Source organism: Kribbella sp. NPDC023855 (assembly GCF_040639475.1).
GTDB lineage: Bacteria > Actinomycetota > Actinomycetes > Propionibacteriales > Kribbellaceae > Kribbella.
Window position 1 is genome coordinate 1 of sequence record NZ_JBFAAA010000004.1, and the last position, 19951, is coordinate 19951.

Annotated in this window: 17 protein-coding genes and 1 pseudogene; 12 read left to right on the forward strand and 6 right to left on the reverse strand. The window is 66.1% G+C overall.

Annotated features, from left to right (window positions below; genetic code table 11):
• Positions 1-434: 434 nt before the first annotated feature.
• The 4 genes from AB0F51_RS15315 (at position 435) to AB0F51_RS15330 (ending at position 2665) form a co-directional block, all read left to right on the forward strand.
• Positions 435-596: a hypothetical protein gene (locus AB0F51_RS15315; protein WP_360281570.1), complete on the forward strand. Its 162-nt coding sequence runs from the start codon at positions 435-437 to the stop codon at positions 594-596.
• A gap of 403 nt (positions 597-999) precedes the next feature.
• Positions 1000-1161 carry a hypothetical protein gene (locus AB0F51_RS15320; RefSeq protein WP_360279756.1) on the forward strand — a complete coding sequence of 54 codons (162 nt, stop codon included), beginning with the start codon at positions 1000-1002 and terminating at the stop codon, positions 1159-1161.
• Between the two features lie 169 nt (positions 1162-1330).
• Complete coding sequence (locus tag AB0F51_RS15325; RefSeq protein WP_360279759.1) at positions 1331-1639, forward strand: hypothetical protein; 309 nt, start codon at positions 1331-1333, stop codon at positions 1637-1639.
• Between the two features lie 381 nt (positions 1640-2020).
• Positions 2021-2665 carry a DUF4241 domain-containing protein gene (locus AB0F51_RS15330; RefSeq protein WP_360279762.1) on the forward strand — a complete coding sequence of 215 codons (645 nt, stop codon included), beginning with the start codon at positions 2021-2023 and terminating at the stop codon, positions 2663-2665.
• Positions 2666-3143: 478 nt separating this feature from the next.
• Here the strand turns inward: AB0F51_RS15330 and AB0F51_RS15335 are convergent, their stop codons facing one another.
• Entirely contained in the window at positions 3144-3821 is a 678-nt protein-coding gene (locus tag AB0F51_RS15335) for a hypothetical protein (RefSeq protein ID WP_360279764.1), read from the reverse strand.
• Positions 3822-4240: 419 nt separating this feature from the next.
• On the opposite strand from AB0F51_RS15335, the pseudogene AB0F51_RS15340 reads away from it, so the two are divergent.
• A pseudogene (locus AB0F51_RS15340) lies at positions 4241-4654 on the forward strand (IS21 family transposase); the annotation flags it as partial.
• Between the two features lie 435 nt (positions 4655-5089).
• Here the strand turns inward: AB0F51_RS15340 and AB0F51_RS15345 are convergent.
• Complete coding sequence (locus AB0F51_RS15345) at positions 5090-5470, reverse strand: Rid family hydrolase (protein WP_360279767.1); 381 nt, start codon at positions 5468-5470, stop codon at positions 5090-5092.
• A gap of 669 nt (positions 5471-6139) precedes the next feature.
• On the opposite strand from AB0F51_RS15345, the gene AB0F51_RS15350 reads away from it, so the two are divergent.
• On the forward strand, positions 6140-7978 hold the full coding sequence (locus AB0F51_RS15350) for a hypothetical protein (RefSeq protein ID WP_360279770.1): 1839 nt from the start codon (positions 6140-6142) through the stop codon (positions 7976-7978).
• A gap of 152 nt (positions 7979-8130) precedes the next feature.
• On the opposite strand, the gene AB0F51_RS15355 is transcribed toward AB0F51_RS15350, so the two are convergent.
• Complete coding sequence (locus tag AB0F51_RS15355) at positions 8131-8730, reverse strand: hypothetical protein (RefSeq protein ID WP_360279773.1); 600 nt, start codon at positions 8728-8730, stop codon at positions 8131-8133.
• A gap of 292 nt (positions 8731-9022) precedes the next feature.
• A complete protein-coding gene (locus AB0F51_RS15360; protein WP_360279776.1) occupies positions 9023-9475 on the reverse strand; it encodes a GNAT family N-acetyltransferase in 453 nt (150 codons plus the stop codon).
• 323 nt (positions 9476-9798) lie between these two features.
• Between AB0F51_RS15360 and kdpF the strand changes: the two genes are divergently transcribed.
• The 6 genes from kdpF to AB0F51_RS15390 all read left to right on the forward strand — a co-directional run bounded on the left by kdpF (position 9799) and on the right by AB0F51_RS15390 (position 17692).
• Positions 9799-9888, forward strand: a complete 90-nt coding sequence (gene kdpF, locus AB0F51_RS15365) for a K(+)-transporting ATPase subunit F (RefSeq protein ID WP_360279779.1) — start codon at positions 9799-9801, stop codon at positions 9886-9888.
• A complete protein-coding gene (gene kdpA / locus AB0F51_RS15370) occupies positions 9888-11549 on the forward strand; it encodes a potassium-transporting ATPase subunit KdpA (protein WP_360279781.1) in 1662 nt (553 codons plus the stop codon). Before kdpF ends, kdpA begins: the two co-directional genes overlap by 1 nt.
• Positions 11550-11661: 112 nt before the next feature.
• Positions 11662-13740, forward strand: coding sequence for a potassium-transporting ATPase subunit KdpB (gene kdpB, locus AB0F51_RS15375; protein WP_360279784.1), 2079 nt, complete (start codon positions 11662-11664; stop codon positions 13738-13740).
• A 30-nt stretch (positions 13741-13770) separates the two neighbouring features.
• Positions 13771-14418 (forward strand): K(+)-transporting ATPase subunit C, encoded by a 648-nt coding sequence (gene kdpC / locus AB0F51_RS15380; protein ID WP_360279787.1) that lies wholly within the window; start codon positions 13771-13773, stop codon positions 14416-14418.
• Between the two features lie 23 nt (positions 14419-14441).
• Positions 14442-17018, forward strand: coding sequence for a DUF4118 domain-containing protein (locus AB0F51_RS15385; protein ID WP_360279790.1), 2577 nt, complete (start codon positions 14442-14444; stop codon positions 17016-17018).
• Positions 17015-17692, forward strand: coding sequence for a response regulator (locus AB0F51_RS15390; protein WP_360279793.1), 678 nt, complete (start codon positions 17015-17017; stop codon positions 17690-17692). The genes AB0F51_RS15385 and AB0F51_RS15390 overlap by 4 nt, the downstream gene beginning before the upstream one ends.
• Positions 17693-17706: 14 nt before the next feature.
• On the opposite strand, the gene AB0F51_RS15395 is transcribed toward AB0F51_RS15390, so the two are convergent.
• A complete protein-coding gene (locus AB0F51_RS15395) occupies positions 17707-17850 on the reverse strand; it encodes a hypothetical protein (protein WP_360279796.1) in 144 nt (47 codons plus the stop codon).
• Between the two features lie 2 nt (positions 17851-17852).
• Positions 17853-19832, reverse strand: a complete 1980-nt coding sequence (locus AB0F51_RS15400) for an amino acid transporter (protein WP_360279799.1) — start codon at positions 19830-19832, stop codon at positions 17853-17855.
• Positions 19833-19951 lie beyond the last annotated feature (119 nt).

Here is a 19951-nt window from a genome sequence, read left to right on the forward strand (position 1 = left end):
TTGGTCGGTCGGGTGCCGGTTTCGCCCTTGCTCCCCGCCAAGCCGAATACGACGACCAATCACCTGGCGGATCATTGCTCACCCACGGTCACATTATGTGCCCGTTAGACCCACTATGAACCGAAATTGTCACAATGGGTAGTGGTGGAGCGTTTGAGCTTCCGCACTACGCTCAGGTCGGCTCCATGATGAGGCCCGTCACGCAGAGAGTCGTTGATCCCTGAGGGCAGCGGCTCTCAGACAGATCTCTGTCGATCTAGCTTCGGGATCGGCCGGCTTTGAGGCCAGCGGCGACGGAGCCGGTTGACAGCTCGTGATTCGCGCTCGGCAGGGGCGAGGTTGCAAAGCACCGTCTGTCTGTGTCTAGGCACCACGGCCTAGCTCCGTCACTGCTCCGTGGGACGTTGGCAAACGATGATCGCCCTTGAGAACAGGTGACGACAAAACCGCAGGTCAGAGGGCAGATCGGCGGTTGGTGGCCGTCTGCCCTCGCCTGTACCGGGAAGATCCTCGACATCTTCGAAGGCACCCAACAAATCCAGCAACTCATCATCGCCCGCAAGTTGCTGGGGAAGACCTCCGCCGAACTCAAGTAGCCAAGGGAAGTCCCCACGCTGCCTCGCCGCTCGCTCCTCCGTCGCTCACCACTCGACGCTCCCACCCACCCGGCATTGCGCTCCTGCGTCGCGCGGACCAAGAGTAGGCACCCATGGCCCCGAGCCGAACGCCTCGCGTCGCCCTCCGCCGGTCCCGCCCAGTCGTGGGCCTTCGGCTAAGCCGCTTGGGCTGCGGCGAGGGCTTGGACGATGAGTTCGGTGCGGGCGTTCTGGCCGAAGGGGACCGTGGTGTGGACGCCTTCGCGGAGGTACTGAGTCAAGGGCGTTGGTTTGGCGGCCTTGTGCTCGGCCCAGCGGACGATGCGCAGGTTGGGGTGCTTCTTCTGGGCGTCGGACTGAGAGTTGACCCAGGCGCTGTTGCGCTGGTCCGCGAGCTGGACGGATGCAGGCTGGCCCGGTCCGGGCGATCTGGGTGTTGACCCAGATCACGGTGCGCGTCGGGCCGACGATTTTCATGGTGCGGTCGACCTGGGCGGCGAAGACCGGCGGGTTGAAGACGTCGTTGGCGCGGCGGCGGAAACAACTGGTTCAGAGCGGAGCGTGAGATGAAGATCGTCGGCGACTCGGTCCTCAGAGGGTATCGGGATTGGAGTAGTATTACCTTCCTACCGCGAGGGCAATGCGGTTGATATCCCGCTCCCGGGCTCCCTCCGAAGGATGAGATGGAAATATATATTGCGTGGGCGCGGGAATTTCGCCTCTGGCACTATGCCGTGAGCTACTCCCAACTGCTCTTTAGGAGCATTGATGCTAGCGGCAGTCCTAAGCGAATCGACCTGCTGTTTAGCAATGTCGAATGGACGCAGATCGCTGTCCACTACGGCAATTTCTCTGTTGAAGAAATCGTGGCCGTCACCGATCCAAGAGTGGCCGAATTCGGTCTTCGGGTTCCGGTTCACGGAAATATTTTCCTGATCAATGGTGGCCCGGATCATGTGACGGCGACCCATTGTCAATGGCATGAAGATGACGGTGACGTGCGTTCATCTTCGAAGTTCGGGCCATTGCGAGGGATGGACTAGGAAGGAATCGAACCAGGTCGCCGCCAAGGTTAGCTGCGGAGGGAGCGGCGAAGACCGCCGCCGCGGCTCGCGCGCGCTGCGGGGCGTATTGCCCGGGGTCGTCGGCCTGCTCTTCCTTCTCAGTGGCGACTCGGTACAGAACGAGCTGCTCGAGGTGGGCGCAACATGAGCGACATGAAAGAGGTGGAGAATAATATCTCCCGTCGCCTCGCGGCAGGACAGGCAATTTACTACGGGGTGTCTTCGGTCTACGATCCATAGTCGCGACGCCGCAGTACCAAGGGCGTCCAGATATATTGGCGGAGCAGTAACGGTGAATCCGGAGACCCGTATGTTTCCGACTCTCCGTGATCTATCTATGTGGGCCAGGGAAGGTAAACCGTGACAGGTTATGATTTTCCGTTTCGCGCGGGAGACCGGTACGCTTGGTCAAGCGGATCGCAAAGTGAAACAGAGATCATTTCTGCGGGTGAGGTGCATTTTCCAACCGGCAGGGTTGTCGCTGCCGATCCTGCTTGGTCGGTCAATCCGCTGGAGGAATCGGATGCTGTAGCGGCGACTGTACCGCCCGGCAGCTACCCGGTTTCTCTCCTGGTGTCGGTCTGGCGTCAGCCGCCCGCTTCCGGTGTTATTCCGCGGAGCAAGGTGTGCGCCTCCAAGGTTCGTATCACGAATGATCCGATTACTCAATGGAGGCCCGCTTTTCCGTCGGAGTCCGATCAAGGTGTGGCGCTCGGCTTCGCGGTGGACAGTGGAACGGCGAGCTTCTTCGACTTTTCCGCGAAAGAGTGGCTTACCGCGCGGCAGGATAATGACGACTGGTGGGACGAGGTTTCCGATGTAATCCTGCGCGATCTTTATGTTTTGATCGAAGATCAAGCCACCGGGGCTAATGCCATCATCTACGAATGCGGCATGGGCGACGGAGCCTATGAAGTCTGGCTCGGGCTAAATGCCGATGGGCAGGTCGCGGAGATCTTCGTCGATTTGGAGTTACTGTCCCACAGTATCGGCACTGTGTCCTGAGATTCTGAGGTTGGACCGTGGGGGCCTGGCTGAGCAGTTATCGAACGATCGACGAAGCGGTGTGCAGGGCCTCGGAGATGCTGATTGAGAACTCATTGCGACCGTTACCGTAGGGCGCGTTCGTGGACGGACGTGAGACGGGGGCAGTTGCTGACCGGCCGTTTCGCTATCGTGTCGTGTCTTTGCGGGGCCGGACTTCGTCCCAGGACGAGGCTAACCAGCCCGGTGGTGTCGCGGAACTTGGCGTACCGGCCCCTGTGCCGGTGTCTCGTGCCCAGGCTTCGATGTGGCCTTCGGACCAGGTTGCGCGGCGTACCGGTTGCGGGGCTGCGAGGTGTCTGACCGCACTGGCGGGCGGGGCCGTGGGCGTCGTACTGGATCTCGAATTCGACTGCCTGCTTGGCTGCGGTGAGTTCGTCGTGGAGTTTACTGGCGCAGAGGACTTGTTCCGGTTATGTCGTATTCCCGGGGCAACCACTCACGCTTCGTCGGCCGGAACCGCAGCGCCCAACGACCGAACTGCCCTCCAACCAATCGCGATCCGCCATCTGGTCACTCGGCGAGCGGCGATACACAGATCAAGCGCATCGCCGCGCTGAAGGCGATCGGTTGCTCCGAGAGCTTGGCCAGTCAGTTCCGACCCCGCCGGCGGTCTTGGAAAGCCACTGGCCGGGTGGAAGGCGATCGAGCCGTCCGACTGTTCCACGGCCTTCACCCCGGTCGGCTTCAAGCTGAACCGGTACGTCGGACCAGCCGGCGCCGACTCCAGAGCGATGCTCTCCTTCAGCTGATCCGGCCCGACCTGATAGACCAGATCCGCATCACCGAACATATCCGGACAGGTGACCGTGTCCCCGGCCGCCGACGGCGTCAGCGCCTTCGTGGTCGCCATGCCCAGGGTCATCCCGTGACCGCCCAGGTCGAACTTCACCAGTTCGTCGACGCGGGTCCCGAAGAAGCTCCGGAAGCTGTTGGACTCGTTGGCGAGGCTGAATCCCGACGCCCGGCTCGCCTTCACCGTGGTGTCGATCGGCCGCAGCGTGCCGTTGGAGGCCTGGAAGTGGATCGGGTCGCTGGACAGCTCGGCCTCCGTCCGGCCATCTGCCAGCTGGAAGACCTTGCTGGTCGGCGTACGGCGGCCAGGGAGTTCCTTCACACGCCGACCGTCCCGCTTGATCCGCGGCGGAGGCTGCTCGTTGCTGGCGACTCCCGCGGGCAGGACGTTGTTCAGCTGCGGAGCTGACTGACCTGACTGGCTACGCCAGCCCTTGAGGCCGGCAGCGGCCGAAGGCGCTGACGATTGGCCGAGTCCGCAAGGCCTGCGCCTGCAGACCGGACACGAGCAAGGCGACGGTGACGGAGCCCCGACCTTTTCGAGACGTTGAGAGACGCCGTCGGCAAGGGCCGGCTCAAACTCGGGATGACCGTCAGGTACTCCTGGAGGTGAGCCCACAGAACGAAGTTGGCGCTTGCCGGGCTGTCGACGGCAGCTGAAAACTGATCAGTGGGCGGCAACTGACGATTGACCAGCTTCCCGGAGAGATCCTGGCTTGAACCGAGCCGGGGAGCGAGCAGGTGTTAGGCGTGGAGGACTGGGCTGAGATCCGGCGGTTGTATCGGTCGGAGGGTGTGTCGATCTCGGAGATCGCGCGGGTGCTGGCGATCTCGAGGAACACGGTGAAGGCTGCGTTGGCCAGCGATGAGCCGCCGCGGTATCGGCGTCGGCCGGCGGGTTCGGTGGTGGATGGGTTCGAGCCGCGGATCCGGGAGTTGCTGCGAGCGTCCCCGACGATGCCGGCGACGGTGATCGGCGAGCGGATCGGATGGCCGTACTCGATCCGGACGTTGAGTGGCCGGGTGGCGCAGTTGCGGCCGGTATATCTGCCGCCGGACCCGGCGTCGCGGACCAGCTATGTCGCCGGTGAGATCGCGCAGTGTGATTTCTGGTTCCCCGACATCGAGGTGCCGGTCGGGTTCGGTCAGACCCGCTGTTGCGCTGGTCCGCGAGCTGGACCGAGGCGGGCCTGGCCGGTCCGGGTGATCTGGGTGTTGACCCAGATCACGGTGCGTGTCGGGCCGACGATTTTCATGGTGCGGTCCACTTGGGCGGCGAACCGGTTCCTGTCTCGCGACAACTACGACGGCGCCCTGAAAGACATGGCCCTCGGCACGGACCCGTGGACTGTAAACCGGTACTCCTTCGCCGGCGGCAACCCCATCACCGGCATCGAGCTCGACGGCTACTGTGTCCTCCCGGTCCTGCCTGTACCGCCGCCGAACCTCTAGCGAAGGCTCCCCCTCGAGCTGCAGCAACACGTCGAGAGCCCCCGGCGGCACCCCTCGAATCCCCCACTCACGCCCACCACCCTAACCACCACCGCACCCGGCGTAGTTCCCTTGCGTGCGGGAGGTGGCCGGGTGCCGTCAGCCGACGAAAGCGGTCATCCGGATCGAGACGAGCAGGCCGGGCAGGTCGACACCAAGCTTGGCGACGTACCGAGTCGGCGGGTTGGACGGAAACCACCGCGCATACTCCTCGTTCATGCCGGCGAAGTCGGCGGGATGTGTGAGCAGTACACCGACCTCGACGACGTCGTCCAGACTTGCGCCGCCGGCTTGGAGAACAGCCTGGCAGTTGGCCATCGCCTGCCTTGTCTGGTCTTGAATCGCAGCTCCGACGAGGCTGCCCGTGCCCGGGTCGATGCCGACCGTGCCCGAGACGAACACGTGAGGTCCGGCCTTGATTCCCTGACTGTACAGCGGGGACGTGGGCGCATTCGCAGTACTGATGATCTCCCGGGCCATGACGATCCTCCATGCTGTTCGCTAGGACGCGAACTCGGTGAGCACAGTTCGGAGTCACCTGTCGCACGCGCCACAACAGAGACTGCCCGGCACTACCAGGAAGGACAACCACCAGAGGCAATCGGGATCGCCACCGCGGCCTCCCGGCGGATCCGGGGTGGGGATCGTCCGGTGGGGGCGTGAGAACCTTGGGGCGGCGGTTGGACGCTGTGCAGCGGCGGCCCCGGCGGCTCGGGTTTCCGCTGGCCGTGGTGTACAAGGGACGACCAGGGCAGCTATCTCGCGGTGATCGTCACGTACTACGCCTTCGCGGCGATTGTCAGGTGGGTCGCCGGGCGCGACGGGTGCTGCGGGCCTGCGGTGGTGGTGTGATGGTGGGGCTGGCTGGGCCGGTGGACTTCGAGCTGGCTCAAGCGGTGGAGGCGTTGCCTGGGAAGAAGGCGCTCCCGGGTGGCACCGAGTCACGTGGCACCGGGTCACGGGGTCCGGTGAGACGGTGCGACCGTGTCTCGGCGAAAAGTAATTAAGAGGGCAACCTTTCTGCTCTGGGTGGCAACTGAGGGGTGACCGACGAGGGCGAGCCGTGGTCAGCGGCGCTACGCCCTCGGCATCAACACCCGATCGGAGCAGTACGTGTCACCAGACAACCCGAGATCCGCCGAGCAGCCGATGTTTTGGGATGGCGCGCCCCGCCGTGGCCGGATGCTCCGGCATTTCGTCGTGGGGACGGCGGCGGTGCTCGCCGCCTCGGCCGGTGTCGGCGCCCTGGCGCCCAGCGCAGGCGCCGGACCGACCGTCGGCATCAGTGTGGATGCCGGTACCTCCCTGGGCACGATGCCCAGCAGTGGTGTCGGCCTCAACACGGGCTACGGCGACGAGCACATGGGGAACGCCAAGGCGATATCTCTGATGAAGGCCGCGGGAGTTCGCCAGCTGCGCTATCCCGGCGGCTCCGGCGCGGACGACTACCACTGGAAGACCCACACCTACGGCGACGGCTCCGGCTGGATCCCGTCCAACACCGACTTCGACCACTTCATGGCCATCGCGAAGAGGGTCGGCGCCCAGCCGATCCTGACCGCGAACTACGGTTCCGGCACCCCCCAGGAGGCTGCCGACTGGGTCAAGTACGCCAACGTCGACAAAGGTTACGGCGTGAAGTACTGGGAGATCGGCAACGAGGTCTACGGCAACGGGCACTACGGCAACGGCAAGGGCTGGGAAACTGACACGCACGCCGACAAGAGCCCGAAGGAGTACGCGAAGAACCTGATCGCCTACGCGAAGGCGATGAAGGCCGTGGACCCGAAGGTGAAGATCGGAGCGGTGCTCACCACCCCCGGCTACTGGCCAGATGCGGAAAAGGCTCCCGGCGACAGCGCCGACTGGAACCACACGGTGCTCTCCATCGCGGCAAAGTCGATCGACTTCGTCATCGTCCACTGGTATCCGGGCGGTACCACCACGGCCGACCTGCTGAAGACCCCCTCCCGGATCGCCGGTGTCACGTCCTCGCTGCGCTCGCTGATCTCCACCTACGCGGGCTCGCGCGCCGCTTCGGTGGAGATCGCCGTCACCGAGACCGACGCTGTCGGCTCGCCCGCGTTGACCAGCCAGGCCGCAGCTCTGTTTGCGCCGGACACCTACATGACCTGGTTCGAGCAGGGCGCCACCCACGTGGACTGGTGGAACCTGCACAACGGCTCGGGCGAAGCACCCACCACCGTCAACGGCGAGACCGACTACCGGGACGGGGGTGTGCTGTCCGCTGGAACCTGCGCTGGTGGGAAGTGCGAACCGCCGCGCGAGACGCCCTTCCCCACCTACTGGGGCATCCGCTCGCTGACCGCACTGGCGAAGCCTGGCGACACCATGGTCAAGTCGTCCTCGGGCAACTCGTCGGTTGCTGTGCACGCGGTGCGGAGCAGCACCGGCGGTCTGAACGTCATGCTGATCAACAAGAGCCCGCGGAACGCGGCGTCGGTGTCGCTCTCGTACGCCGGATTCACCCCGGCCGCAGGGGAGGTCACGACCGTTTCGTATGCCAAGGGAGACACCGCCCTGACGACGGCGAAGCGGGGCACGGCGGCCGCACAGACGCTGCCGCCGTACTCGATCACGACTCTTCAGCTGAAGCCCGCGTCGGGTACCGCTGGCCCTGACAAGCCGACGCCCGCCCCCACGACGCCCGCCCCCACGACGCCCGCCCCCATGACTCCTGCCTCCACGACTCCTGCCTCCACAACACCCGCCTCCACAACTCCCGCCTCCACGACGCCCGCCTCCCCGCCGGTTGTCTCCGCCTCCGGCACGACCGGCACCCGTGCGCAGGCGGAGGTCGGCGCACCCGTCGGCCGCCTGCCCGCCAGCAGCACGTCCGGCGACCTGGCTCCCACCGGGGCGAGCAACGCTGTCACGTACGGCGCCCTCGGTGGCCTGCTGTTCATCGCTGCCGGCGGCGTACTGGTATTTCGCGGACGTCGCCGCAGGGCTTTGCACGGGAAGTGAGACCGCGTGAGTGACTGACGGCCCGGCAGCAACGCCACCACCCGTGGCGTGCCCGCCGGGCCGTCGGCCGCCGGGCAGCCAAGGCGTTCCGGCTGGAGCTTTGATGACGGGCTGGGCTGCCGTGTTGGTCGCGGCAGGCCAGGGTGTGGGTGTTACCAGGTGTGGGCGACGTCGACCACGACTCGGGTGTTGGAGCCGGGGCCTGGGAGAGTGTAGATGCGGTACGGGAGGCGGGCGCGGAGCCCGATTCCGACCCAGGCGGCGCCCTCGGTGCTTCCGGCGTACGCGATCTGGCGGAGGGTGCGGTAGCCGGTCACGTTCGCCAGTTCGTTTTCATTCGGCGGCTGGTACGCCCAGTGGCCGTCGTCGTCGAACTCGCGGACGCCGAGCAGGATCTCCAGCTTTGCTCCGCCTCGCAGCGGGAGAAGATGGCCGGCTCCTGCGCGGTAGACCTCCGGCACGTACCGCGCACCGTAGCCGGGCGACTTGCCGGCGATGTCGAACACGACCCGGTCGAAACAGGCGTGGCGCCCGGTCCGAACCGCGGCCAGAATCCCGCCGGTGACGAATGTATTTGCCTTCGGCAATGATCCCCAGCCAGTGGGACAGGTCGTGCTGGACGCGGCCACAGTGTGGGCTCCTGCAGCGCTGGGGACAGCGACCGCGCCCACCGGCAGGGCAGCGACGGCCAACACGGTCAACGCGGTACGGACAGGTCTTCGGATGGTGTGGATGGTTCGGATGAATTTCACTTGGTCCCCCCTTAGAGACACTTCTTAGATGCTTGGCCGAGCACCAAAGTTGCGCAAGGGTGTTGCCGCCGCCGAGTCCGAAGGTCCACGAGTGCGGTGTGGGCGGGGTCGAGGACCTATGCGTGGGACGTTGGCAGACGATGATCAGCGTTGAGACGGGATGAGGACCAAGGTGCAGGTCGGTGGGCAGATCTGCGGTGGGGCCGATCTGACCTCGTCTTTCAAGGTGGACGTCGCGCGACCTCATCCGGAGGTTGTGCGGTCGCGGTCGTCGCACGGCAGTCGCAGTAGTTCAGCGCGGCAGACCTGGGGCGAGGTCGCGGCGGAAGAGGGAGGAGGTGGGGGCTTGGTTGGTGTAGCCGTTGCTTTGGTAGAAGCTGTGGGCGGCTTCGCGGTGGTTCGAGCTGGTGAGCTCTACGCGGACGCATCCTTGGCTGGCGGCGAAGGACTCGGCTGATGCGACGAGTTGGGAGCCGATTCCTTGTCCGCGGACGCGGTCTGAGACGACCAGGGCGGTGATTCGCGCTGAGGCGCCCTCGCGTTCGAAGAACGGGTAGACGTGGACGGCCACGAGGCCGAGGAGCTGACCTTCGGCTTCCGCTACATAGGCGGCACTGGCCGGGTTGTCGGCCCAGGTCTGGATCCGGGCCGCCGTCTTCGCGCGGCCGTCCTGTAGGTAGCCCAATTGCTCGAGCAGTTCGTTGACAGAGTCGGCGTCGGTGGTGCGCGCCAGTCGAATCTCCATCCCCAGCCTCTGACGTAGTTTTCGAAATCTGTGTCCTTGCAACACGTGCCGCCAGTCAACGCATCGCGGTGTTGCTGCTGTGTATGCCGTTCTCGATACGCCGGCGATATGTTCCAAGTTGCTGTGAGAGGGCTGTGAGAAGTACGCAGGTGGGTGTGAGAGGTCTGCGAGAAGGCTGCTGACGGGGGAGTGGACGGTGTGCAGTGGTCCCATGAGCTCTTTTGTTGAGGGTTGGGGCCGGTCATGAAGGATGTTGTGTACCTCGCTCTGTGTGTAGCCACGTTCGCGGCCGTCTGGTTCGTGTTGCGAGGGGTGGAGAAGCTGTGAGCGCCGAGAACATTGCCGGGCTCGTGGTGGCAGCGGCGCTGGTGCTCTACCTGGTCGCAGCGCTGGTCTTCCCCGAGAGGTTCTGATGTCCGACACCTCCGCCGGCCTGCTGCAGGTCGGCCTTCTCGTCGCGCTCCTGGCCGTCGCGTACCGGCCGCTGGGTGGCTACCTGGCGCATGTCTTCACCACGGACAAGGACTCCCGGATCGAGCGCGGCACCTACAGACTGCTCGGCGTCGACTCCAAGGCAGACCAGACCTGGTCGGTGTATGCACGCTCGGTGCTCGCGTTCTCCGCAGTCGGCCTGATCTTGCTGTACCTGCTTCAGCGGTTACAGAGCCACTTGCCGTTCTCCAACGCCCTGCCGAACGTCGAGCAAGGGCTGGCCTTCAACACCGCAGCCTCGTTCGTCGCGAACACCAACTGGCAGTCCTACTCGCCCGAGGTGACGATGGGCCACCTGGTCCAGTTCGCCGGTCTCGCAGTGCAGAACTTCGTCTCGGCGGCCGTCGGCATCACCGTGGCGATCGCGCTGATCCGCGGCTTCACCCGATCGAAGACGGACCGGCTCGGCAACTTCTGGGTCGACCTGATCCGGACCCTGCTCCGGATCTTGTTGCCGATAGCCATCATCGGCGGCTTGGCGCTGGTCGCGATGGGCGTCGTCCAGAACCTGTCCGGTGGTCACGAAGTCACCTCGGTCGTCGGCCAGACGCAGACGATCCCGGGTGGCCCAGTGGCCAGCCAGGAGGTGATCAAAGAACTCGGTACCAACGGTGGCGGCTTCTACAACGCCAACTCCGCGCACCCGTTCGAGAACCCCAACGGACTGTCCAACCTGTTCGAGATCTTCCTGCTGCTGGTGATCCCGGTCTGCCTGACCCGCACCTTCGGCCTGATGGTCAAGGACAAGCGGCAGGGCTCCGCGATCCTCGGCGTGATGGCGACCCTTTGGACCGCCTTCACCGTCGCCGCGACGTACTTCGAAACCCAAGGCGCCGGTACTGCGACCCGCGCGGCCGGCGCAGCCATGGAGGGCAAGGAGACCCGCTTCGGCGAATGGGCCTCAGCTCTCTTCGCCTCCTCCACCACCGGTACTTCGACCGGAGCGGTCAACTCGGCCCACGACTCCTTCACCCCGTTGGGTGGTGGCGCCGCGCTCTTCCACATGATGTTGGGCGAGGTCTCGCCGGGCGGCACCGGTTCGGGGCTGTACGGGATGCTCGTGCTCGCAGTACTGGCCGTGTTCGTCGCCGGGTTGATGGTCGGCCGGACGCCGGAGTACCTGGGGAAGAAGATCACCGCGCGGGAGATGAAGCTCGTCTCGCTGTACATCCTGGCGACGCCGACGCTCGTCCTGGTCGGCACATCTTTGGCGATGGGTCTGGAGACGGCGAGGGCGTCGATCTTCAACACCGGCAGCCCGCACGGCTTCTCCGAGGTGCTGTACGCGTTCACTTCGGCCGGTAACAACAACGGCAGCGCCTTCGGCGGCCTGAGCGCCAACACATCCTTCTACAACACGATCCTGGGGATCGTGATGCTGCTCGGCCGGTTCGTGCCGATGGTCCTGGTCCTCGCGCTGGCTGGATCGTTCGCGCGGCAGACACCTGTCCCGGTGAACGAGGGCACGCTGCCCACCCACAAGGCCTTGTTCGTAGCCCTGCTCGTCGGCGTCGTACTGATCGTCACCGGCCTGACCTACTTCCCTGCACTCACACTCGGCCCACTCGCGGAGGGACTGTGACTGTGCACATGGCCACGCTCCGCGCGGCGGGTCCTGAGGCCTGGCTCCCTTTCTTCCCTCGTCGCTCCAGTCGCTTCGCTCCCTCCGCTCCTCAGTCCAGAAAGGGGGCCTCATGACCACCCTGACCAAGCCGCCCGCCACCACGGCGGCGGTAACGTCCAAGAAGACGACCTCGGGGCTGTTCGACCCGAGGATGCTGCTGACCTCTCTGCCGGACGCGGTGCGCAAGCTCGATCCGCGGGTGATGGTGAAGAACCCGGTGATGTTCGTGGTCGAGGTCGGCGCGGTCGCGTCGACGATCCTCGCCGTCACCGACTCCAGCGTGTTCGTCTGGTGGATTGTGGTCTGGCTCTGGCTGACCGTGATCTTCGCGAACCTGGCTGAAGCGGTGGCCGAGGGCCGGGGCAAGGCGCAGGCCGCCACGCTGCGCCGGGCGAAGACCGAGACCACCGCCCGCCGGCTGACTGCAGACCGCGAGGAAGAGGTCCCGGCGACTGCCCTGCAGTTGGGCGACCTGGTGGTTGTCGAAGCAGGGCAGATCATCCCCGGCGATGGTGATGTCGTCGAGGGTGTGGCGAGTGTGGACGAGTCGGCCATCACTGGTGAGTCGGCGCCGGTCATTCGGGAGTCCGGTGGTGACCGGAGCGCTGTCACCGGCGGTACGAAGGTGCTGTCGGATCGGATCGTCGTGAAGATCACCACCAGGCCGGGGGAGAGCTTCATCGACCGGATGATCGCCCTGGTCGAGGGCGCCTCGCGGCAGAAGACACCCAACGAGATCGCGCTGAACATCCTGCTCGCGAGTCTGACCATCGTGTTCTTGATCGCCACGGTGACGCTGCCGACCTTCGCGGCCTATGCCAAGGCCGACCTGAGCATTGTGGTCCTGGTGGCGTTACTGGTCTGCCTGATCCCGACCACGATCGGCGCGTTGCTGTCGGCCATCGGGATTGCGGGAATGGACAGGCTGGTGCAGCGCAACGTGCTGGCGATGTCGGGCCGGGCAGTCGAGGCGGCCGGCGATGTGAACACGTTGCTGCTCGACAAGACCGGCACGATCACGTTGGGCAACCGGCAGGCAGCGGAGTTCATCCCGCTCGCCGGGGTGACCGAGACCGACCTGGCCGACGCGGCTCAGTTGTCCAGTCTTGCCGACGAGACACCCGAGGGCCGTTCGATCGTGGTGCTGGCGAAGACGAAGTACGGGCTGCGGGAGCGGCACACTGGTGAGTTGCCGCACGCAACCTTTGTCGAGTTCACCGCGCAAACGCGGATGAGCGGCGTCGACGTTGACGGCCGCCAGGTGCGCAAGGGAGCCGCGGGTGCGGTGAACAACTGGATCACGATGCAGGGTGGTCGGAGCGATCGCGCGCTGGGCGAGATCGTCGATGGCATCTCAGCTTCTGGTGGTACTCCGCTGGTGGTTGCTGACAGCAACAACGGAACCGCGCGCGCGTTGGGTGTCATCCATCTGAAGGATGTGGTCAAGCCGGGGATGCGCGAGCGGTTCGACCAGATGCGGGCGATGGGCATCCGGACGGTGATGATCACCGGCGACAATCCGTTGACGGCGAAAGCGATCGCCGAGGAGGCCGGCGTCGACGACTTCCTGGCCGAGGCGACGCCCGAAGACAAGATGGCCTTGATCAAGAAGGAGCAGGAGGGTGGCCGCCTGGTTGCGATGACCGGCGACGGGACCAACGACGCTCCGGCGCTCGCGCAGGCCGACGTCGGGGTGGCGATGAACAGCGGTACGTCGGCCGCGAAGGAGGCCGGCAACATGGTCGACCTCGACTCCAACCCGACGAAACTGATCGAGATCGTTGAAATCGGCAAGCAACTGCTGATCACCCGCGGATCGCTGACCACGTTCTCGATCGCGAACGACGTGGCCAAGTACTTCGCGATCCTGCCGGCCCTGTTCGCGACCGCCTATCCGGGGCTGGACAAGCTCAACATCATGCAGCTGCACTCGCCGGAGTCGGCGATCGTGTCGGCCATCGTGTTCAACGCGCTGGTGATCGTGGCCCTGGTGCCGCTGGCTCTGCGTGGGGTCCGGTACCGGCCGTCGTCCGCCTCGGCGATGCTGCGGCGCAATCTGCTGATCTACGGCGTCGGCGGACTGATCACGCCCTTCGTCGGTATCAAACTCCTGGATCTGCTGATCTCCCTGCTCCCCGGAATCCGCTGACCGCCATGACGACCAGAAAGGCTCACGACAATGGCTAGCAATCTCCCCGGCTCCGTGCGGCAGTTCGGGGTGGCGATCCGGGCCATGGTGGTGCTGACCATCGGGCTGGGAGTCGTCTACCCGCTGGCGATGACCGGTGCGGCGCAGGCACTGTTCCACGACAACGCCAACGGTTCCATCGTCCAGGTGAACGGCAAGGACGTCGGGTCCGCGCTGATCGGCCAGGGGTACACGAAGCAGGCGGTCAAGGACGGCAACCCCGAGGTCGGCTTTGACGGCAAGCCGGTGATGGTGGCGGACCCGTTGTGGTTCCAGACCAGGCCGTCGGCGATCGACTACGACGCCATGGGTAGTGCGGCGTCGCAGTACGGGCCGAACAACGCCGATCTGCTGGCGTTGATCGAGGAACGTCGTCAGGCGGTAGCGACGCTGGAGGGCGTCGATCCGTCCCAGGTCCCGGCGGACGCGTTGACCGCCAGCGGCAGCGGGCTCGACCCGCACATCAGCCCGGCGTACGCCGAACTGCAGGTCGAGCGGGTGGCGCGGGAGCGCGGCCTCGAGGTGGCGAAGGTGCGTCAGTTGGTCGCGGACAATACCGAAGGCCGGACGCTCGGGTTCCTCGGCGAGCCGACGGTCAACTTGGTGAAGCTCAACAGCGCGCTGGCCGCGCTCAGTTGAGCCTTGATGGGACGATCATGAGCATGAGCGGTCGCGGCCTTCTGCGGATCTACCTCGGTGCGGCACCGGGAGTCGGTAAGACGTACAGGATGCTCGGTGAGGGGCAGCGGCGAGTAGCCCGTGGAACGGATGTGGTGGTCGGCTTCGTGGAGACCCACGGGCGGCCCCAGACCGAAGCCATGCTCGCAGGCCTCGACGTGATGCCGAGACGCATCCTGGACCATCGCGGCGCGAGTTTCACCGAGCTGGATCTGGACGCGCTGCTGGCTCGCCGGCCGGAGGTCGCCCTGGTCGACGAGCTTGCGCACACGAACATCCCGGGCAGCCGCAACGAGAAGCGCTGGCAGGACATCGACGAACTGCTCGGCGCGGGCATCGACGTCATCTCCACGGTGAACATCCAGCACCTGGAGTCGATCAACGACGTCGTCGAGAAGATCACCGGAGTACCGCAGCGCGAGACCGTGCCCGACCGGGTGGTCCGGGCGGCGGACCAGATCGAGCTGGTCGACATGACCCCGGAGGCGCTACGCCGCCGGATGGCCCACGGCAACGTTTATGCGGCCGACAAGATCGACGCTGCCCTGGGCAACTACTTCCGCGTCGGCAACCTCTCTGCCCTGCGGGAACTCGCGCTGCTCTGGCTCGCCGACCGGGTCGATGCGGGTCTGCAGCAGTACCGTGCGCAACATGACATCGACTCAACCTGGGAGGCGCGCGAGCGGGTTGTCGTCGCGCTCACCGGCGGACCCGAAGGCGAGACCCTGATCCGGCGTGCCGCCCGCATCGCCGCCCGCTCCTCAGCAGGGGATCTGCTCGCCGTGCACATCACCCGCTCGGACGGACTCACGGGGGCGAACCCGACCGCCCTGGCCCAACAGCGCCAGCTCGTGGAGAGCCTTGGCGGCAGCTATCACCAGGTTGTCGGCGATAACATCCCGGACGCGCTGCTGTCGTTCGCCCGAGCGGAGAACGCCACCCAGTTGGTGCTCGGCGGCAGCAGGAGGTCCCGGCTGCTCGCCTTGCTCACCGGTCCCGGCATCGGCGCGACCACCATCCGCGACTCCGGCGACATCGACGTCCACATCGTCACCCACTCGGAGATCGGCCGCGGCCGCCTGCCACGGCGGCAGGGGAGCCTGTCGCGCCGGCGGCTCGCCTACGGCTTTGCGCTCGCCGTGGTCCTCCCGCCCTTGCTGGCCGTACTCCTGGATCTCGGCGGGGACACTCTCAACCTGACCAGCAACGTGCTCGCGTTCCTCTTCGCGGTCGTCGTCGTTGCCCTGGTCGGCGGTCTCTGGCCGGCCCTGCTGATGGCGATCGCGGGCACCCTGGTGCTGAACTACTTCTTCACTCCGCCGACCAGGACGTTCGCGATCGCCGGGCCGAACAACGCACTTGCCCTCGGCATCTTCGTCGGCGTCGCGGCCCTGGTCTCGTCAGTGGTCGACCGCGCGGCCCGGCGTACCAGGCAGGCGGCCAGGTCCACGGCGGAATCGGAGACCCTGGCCACGCTGGCCGGCTCCGTACTGCGCGGCGAGACCGCCTTGCCCGCGTTGCTCGAGCGCGTACGGGAGGCCTTCGGGATGACGAGCGCATGCCTGATGGAGCGGGTCGACGACGAAATGACCGAGATCTGGCGCCCGCTGGCCTCGGCCGGTACGCCGACCTGCCGGCGGCCGGAGGACGGTGACGCGGAGATCCCGGCGCGAGACGATCTCGTGCTGGTCCTGCAAGGGCGTCAGCTCGCCGCGGACGAACGCAGGCTGGTCGGTGCCTTCGCGGCCCACGCGGCCGCCCTGGTCGACAAGGCCCGCCTGAGCGAAGCCGCCGCCGAGGCCAAACCGCTCGCCGAAGCCGACAAGCTCCGTACTGCGCTACTCCGAGCGGTGGGACACGACCTGCGCTCGCCGCTCGCGTCGGCCAAGGCGTCGGTGACCAGTCTGCGCAGCTCGGACGTCGAGTGGACCGATGACGAGCGCGACGAGCTACTCGAAACGGCTGACGAGTCGCTGGACCGGCTGACGCGACTGGTGGACAACCTGCTCGACCTGAGTCGCCTGCAGGCCGGAGTACTGCCCGTCTTTCCCCGGCCGGTGGCGCTCGAGGAGATCATGCCCGGTGCGCTGGCCGAGTTGGGTGATGCCACTGGTGAGGTCACTGTGGACATTCCACCGGAGCTGCCGCTGGTACAGGCCGATCCGGCGTTGCTCGATCGCGTTCTGGTGAATCTGGTCGCCAATGCCCTGCGGTACTCCCCGCCTGGCCGGCCGCCGCTCGTGACGGCGAGCGCGCTGGGAGACCTGGTGGAGATCAGGGTGGTCGACCGCGGACCGGGGATCCCGAAGCCCGACCGGGACCGGGTCTTCGCGCCGTTCCAACGACTGGGCGACACCGACAACACGACGGGGGTCGGGCTCGGCCTGGCGCTGGCGCGGGGGCTGACCGAGGCGATGGAGGGCACGGTGCAGCCGGAGGACACGCCGGGCGGAGGACTCACGATGGTCGTCTCGATCCCGACGGCATCGAGCCGGACAGATGACGATCCCGTCCCCGGTAGCCGGGAGCGGACCGAACTGGCAACGGAGGAGGGCGAATGACCCGGGTCCTGGTGGTCGACGACGAGCCACAGATCGTCCGTGCCCTGGAGATCAACCTGAAGGCGCGAGGGTACGAGGTCCACACTGCGGCGCGCGGCTCGGCCGCACTGTCGACGGCCGGTCAGTACCCGCCGGACGTGGTCATCCTCGATCTGGGGCTACCCGACCTCGACGGGATCGACGTGATCCGCGGGCTGCGCGGCTGGAGTCAGGCACCGATCCTGGTCCTGTCCGGACGCACCGACAGTACGGACAAGGTCGAGGCGCTCGATGCGGGTGCGGACGACTATGTGACCAAGCCGTTCGGCATCGACGAGCTGCTGGCGCGGCTGCGCGCAGTACTGCGGCGCAGCAACGCGGTGCCCGATCAGCCAGTCTTCTCTATTGGTGACTTCCAGATCGACCTGTCCGCCAAGAGGGTGCGGCAGGCAACTGGCGGCGACGTCCACCTGACCCCGACCGAGTGGCACCTGCTGGAGGTGTTCGCCCGGTATCCGGGCAAGCTGCTGTCCCAAAACCAGTTGCTGGCCGAAGTCTGGGGCCCCGGCTACGAGACAGCCAGCGGCAATCTGCGGTTCTACATGGCACAGCTCCGCCGGAAGCTCGAAGCCGACCCTGCCCGCCCCCAGCACCTACTGACCGAACCAGGCATGGGCTACCGCTTCGAACCATGAGTCGCCGCGGCATCCTAGGGAAGCTGCTCGCTGGCCCAGATGCCGAGGCCCAGCCCGCCACAGAGGAGTACCACGCTCAGGATGAGCTTGTAGCGGAGGGCCGACGCCAAGGCGGCGAGCACCAGGGTGAGGGCCAGCGCCCATAATCCGATTCCCATGATCAGCCGACGTGGATGCCGGGGCGGTGGGCGGGGTCTGGTTCGTGCTGGCGGATGATTTCGCGGACGACGGGGGCAGTGTCGCCATGGCCGAGGATGAGGTAGCGGAGCAAATGGGTCAGCGGGTTGCCCTCGGACCACTCGAAGTGGCAGTGCGGCCGTACGCCGGTGGTGTCGCGCAGGGTCAGCAGGATCGCGGCGATCGCGTTGGGGGCGGCCGGGCTCTGCGCTCGGAGGATGCGGTAGCCGTCCACGTCGACGCCTTCGACGCGCAGTACGTCGCTGAAGGTGGAGGGGTCGACCACGTCGATCTCCAGGAACATCACGTCGGCGTGCCCGGGCACGGGGTCCATCGCGCGGACCTCGGCCTCCTTGGCGGAGTACTCGGCCGCGTCTCCGCCTTGCCGGCGGTTGGCGATCAGGTTGAGCGCTCCGTCGTTGCGGATCGAGTCGGTGATGAACCGGCGGGCGGTGTCGTCGAACTCGATCCGGTCGGCGCGCAGTTCGGTGGTGCGGGCGACGCGCGAGATCAGTGAGACCACGATGATGCCGGCGATGAACAGGCCGGAGATGGCGATGCCGTCGGGCTTCTCGCGAATGTTCTCGACCAGGGCATAGAGCAGGACGAGGGTGAGCACGGTGAAGGCGATCGTCTGGCGCCGCTGCCGGCGGTGTCCGGCGGAGATGGTGACCGCGACGGCTCCGGAGACCATCATGGCCAGGATTCCGGTCGCGTACGCGCCCGCTTGCGCATCGACGTCCGCACCGAAGGCAATGGTGATCGCCACGCTGATCGCGGTGTAGACGAGCACGACCGGCCGTACTGCGCGGCCCCATTCCGGCGCCATGCCGTAGGTCGGGAGGTAGCGCGGGACGATGTTGATCAGTCCGGCCATCGCCGAAGCACCGGCGAACCACAGGATCAGGATGCTGCTGATGTCGTAGGCGGTGCCGAAGAACTCACCGAGGTGCTCGTGGGCGAGGTAGGCCATCGCGCGGCCGTTGGCCTCTCCGCCCGGCTTGAACTCGTCGGCCGGGATGAGCACGGTCGTGAGGAAGCTGGTGGCCAGCAGGTAGACGCTCATGATCAGCGCGGCCACGGTGAGCAACTTCTTGGTGTTACGGATCCGATCGGCAAGCCGCTGCTCCGCGTCCTCACCCTCGGAGGCGACCAGCGGCATCATGCTCACACCGGTCTCGAATCCGGACAACCCGAGGACGAGGAGCGGGAACGCGATGATCGCCGGTCCGACGACTCCACCGAACCCGCCACCGCCCTCGGTCAGCGCGTCGATCCACTGGGAGAACGCGCCGGCGCCCGTGACGACGTCGTACAGGCCGACGACCACGACGGCGGCGTTGAGGATGAGGAAGATGCCCACGAGGGGGATGGCGACGCCGACGGCCTCGCTGAAGCCGAGCAGGAAGACTCCGCCGAGGATCAGCAGCAGCACAACTGTGACTACGACCTCTTGACCATGCAGAAACCCTGGCGCGTAAGGGTTTTCGAGCAGGTGGACGGTCGCGTCGGCCGAAGAGAGCGTGATGGTGATGATCCAGGAGGTCGCCACGAAGCCCAGCAGGACAAGGACGAACAGCTTCCCGCGCCAGAACGGCAGCAGGTTCTCGAGCATGGCGATCGAGCCCTGACCGTGTGGGCTCTCCTTCGCCACCCGCCGGTACATCGGCAGCATGCCAAGCAGAGTCAGTGCGACGATGAGCAGGGTCGCGAGGGGCGAGAGAGCGCCGGCGGCAAGGGCTGCGATCCCTGGCAGGTACGAGAGCGTCGAGAAGTAGTCGACCCCGGTCAGGCACATCACCTTCCACCAGGCCTGCTGCGGAGCGTGTCCCTCGCTCGCCTCGGGCCCGACCGGCTGTACCCGGTGCTGCAACAGCCATCCGCCGACCCCGCGAGACGGCCGATCCGGGCCACCTGGGCCGTCGACAGTTGCCGGTACTGCGTATTCGTCTGCGGTCGTCACGCGAGACAGAATGCATGACCTTCGGGCCAACTCCGAATCGGTGTTAGAACCCTGTGAGAAGACCGCAAACCAGCCCGAACAACAGCTATCCTCCGCCTTTGTTGTGTGTGAGGAGGGGG

Bases quoted from the DNA above. Each gene is read 5' to 3' on its own strand.
- AB0F51_RS15320 (WP_360279756.1), top strand. From the start codon at position 1,000: ATGCAGGCTGGCCCGGTCCGGGCGATCTGGGTGTTGACCCAGATCACG.
- AB0F51_RS15345 (WP_360279767.1), bottom strand. From the start codon at position 5,470: ATGGCCCGGGAGATCATCAGTACTGCGAATGCGCCCACGTCCCCGCTG.
- AB0F51_RS15350 (WP_360279770.1), top strand. From the start codon at position 6,140: ATGTTTTGGGATGGCGCGCCCCGCCGTGGCCGGATGCTCCGGCATTTC.
- AB0F51_RS15360 (WP_360279776.1), bottom strand. From the start codon at position 9,475: ATGGAGATTCGACTGGCGCGCACCACCGACGCCGACTCTGTCAACGAA.
- kdpA (WP_360279781.1), top strand. From the start codon at position 9,888: ATGTCCGACACCTCCGCCGGCCTGCTGCAGGTCGGCCTTCTCGTCGCG.
- kdpB (WP_360279784.1), top strand. From the start codon at position 11,662: ATGACCACCCTGACCAAGCCGCCCGCCACCACGGCGGCGGTAACGTCC.
- kdpC (WP_360279787.1), top strand. From the start codon at position 13,771: ATGGCTAGCAATCTCCCCGGCTCCGTGCGGCAGTTCGGGGTGGCGATC.
- AB0F51_RS15385 (WP_360279790.1), top strand. From the start codon at position 14,442: ATGAGCGGTCGCGGCCTTCTGCGGATCTACCTCGGTGCGGCACCGGGA.
- AB0F51_RS15390 (WP_360279793.1), top strand. From the start codon at position 17,015: ATGACCCGGGTCCTGGTGGTCGACGACGAGCCACAGATCGTCCGTGCC.
- AB0F51_RS15395 (WP_360279796.1), bottom strand. From the start codon at position 17,850: ATGGGAATCGGATTATGGGCGCTGGCCCTCACCCTGGTGCTCGCCGCC.